We start from the raw sequence: 1,813 nt of genomic DNA, 5'->3' as shown, positions 1-1,813 counted from the left end.
TTTATTTGATAATTCAAATATAATACATTATTTGAATTATCAAATAAAATATCACATTTAATGGTAATAGCAAAATGAGAAAAAAAGAAGAAATACTATTAAAGCATCTTGATGATTATGGTTTAGATATCTTTTCAAAACAAGAATTGATAAATGCTAAAATCCTGAATGTACAACAGTTGAATATTGCACTTGCAAGCTTAATAAAAAGTCGATATATAGATATTCTTGAAAAAGGGAAATATTGCAAGCATAATTTTAGAGAGCATTTTGTAATTGGAAGTTTTTTGGTTAACGATGGTATCATTTCTTATTGGAATGCTATGAATTATCATGGATTGACAGAGCAAATACCGAATGTTATTTATGTAAAAACATCAAAAGACAAAAGAGCAAATGTGTATTTTGGCATTAGATATTTTTTTACCCGAAAAACTAAGAAAACCATGAGTGGATTTATTACAGTAGGTTATGGGAACCATACTTTTCGTATTTCTAACATAGAACGCACCATTGTTGATGCTTTTGACAAACCTAACTTATCAGGAGGTTATGCTGAAATTATTAAGGCATTTAATAACGCTGATATTAAGGCAACAAAACTTATTGAATATTGCAAAGAAGAAAATAATGTTTCACTTATTAAACGACTTGCATATTTAACAGACTTGCTAAACAAACCTGGAATGAATTTATTTCTAGATTTTGCTAAAAGTAAAATGAAAAACAAATACACTTTGTTTGAAATAAATGGTGAACCAAATGGCAAAACAAATAAAACGTGGCGAATTATTCAGAACATTCCTGAAAATGAAATAATTGAAATGGCAGAATCATGATTATTCAAAAAGAATTACAAAATATAGCAGCAGATTTAAAAATTCAACCGGCTGTACTTGATAAAGATTGGGTATTAGGTCATTTCTTAAATGCTATGTTTGAGATAGAAAGCGTTCGGAATAATTTTGTATTCAAAGGAGGAACTTGTTTAAGAAAATGCTATTTTGAAGAATATCGATATTCTGAAGATCTGGATTTTACTTTAACTAATGCCAATTTTATTATTAATGAAATTGTTTCTGAGAAACTAAGATCTCTAATGCAAAGAAACAGATCACGTGATATTTACGATTTATATTTTCTTTCAAATATAATTGATGATACTGAATATCCCGTAATTTATAAATTGTTGTTGCAAAAATCATCTGCAAAAGATATTGACTGTTCTTCTCCTGAGTGTTTTGTTAATCCAATAAAGAAGAAAAAAAATAAAAGAGCATGGGATAGTAGCTTAGGTTACCAACTGCCATTGGGACAATTAATTGATTTCGAGAAAGCTTATACACAAGTTAGTGAGTTTGTGAAACTTATTATTAAACAAAAAACATTATGAATATTACAGGAACCCACATAAACTACTATTTCATTTGCCACCGCAAGTTATGGCTTTTTGCTAACAACATACAAATGGAGCATACCTCTGACCCAGTGCTTGAAGGAAAAATAATTCACGAAAGTACTTATCAGAAACGCTCTGGTAAATATGAAGAAATACAAATGGGAGGAATAAAAATTGATTTTTACAATACAAAAGAAAAAGTTATTCATGAAATAAAAAAATCTTCCAAAATGCATGAAGCACATATTTGGCAATTAAAATACTATATTTATGTTTTTGAAAAAGCAGGAATAAAAGGTGTGAGTGGAATATTGGAATATCCAAAAGAAAGAAAAACAGAAGAAATATATTTAAGTACTATAGACATAGAAGAAATTAAGGAAATCGAAATTAAAATCAAAAAAATAACTTCAT

3 protein-coding genes are annotated in these 1,813 nt (G+C 27.9%); all 3 read left to right on the top strand.

Translation table 11 applies throughout. The features are described 5' to 3' along the window. Nucleotides 1-74: 74 nt before the first annotated feature. Nucleotides 75-839 carry a type IV toxin-antitoxin system AbiEi family antitoxin gene (locus tag U9R42_12950; GenBank protein MEA3496926.1) on the top strand — a complete coding sequence of 255 codons (765 nt, stop codon included), beginning with the start codon at nucleotides 75-77 and terminating at the stop codon, nucleotides 837-839. Beyond that, nucleotides 836-1,393, top strand: a complete 558-nt coding sequence (locus U9R42_12945) for a nucleotidyl transferase AbiEii/AbiGii toxin family protein (GenBank protein MEA3496925.1) — start codon at nucleotides 836-838, stop codon at nucleotides 1,391-1,393. The genes U9R42_12950 and U9R42_12945 overlap by 4 nt, the downstream gene beginning before the upstream one ends. Continuing rightward, nucleotides 1,390-1,813 (top strand): CRISPR-associated protein Cas4 (locus tag U9R42_12940; GenBank protein ID MEA3496924.1); only part of this gene is annotated, 424 nt, incomplete at its 3' end. The genes U9R42_12945 and U9R42_12940, both read left to right, overlap by 4 nt.

Source organism: Bacteroidota bacterium, assembly GCA_034723125.1.
Classification (GTDB): domain Bacteria; phylum Bacteroidota; class Bacteroidia; order CAILMK01; family JAAYUY01; genus JAYEOP01.
This window is presented reverse-complemented; position numbering and strand designations above follow the sequence as displayed.

Coding starts and splice junctions, on each gene's coding strand:
- U9R42_12950 (MEA3496926.1), top strand. CDS start 75: ATGAGAAAAAAAGAAGAAATACTATTAAAGCATCTTGATGATTATGGT.
- U9R42_12945 (MEA3496925.1), top strand. CDS start 836: ATGATTATTCAAAAAGAATTACAAAATATAGCAGCAGATTTAAAAATT.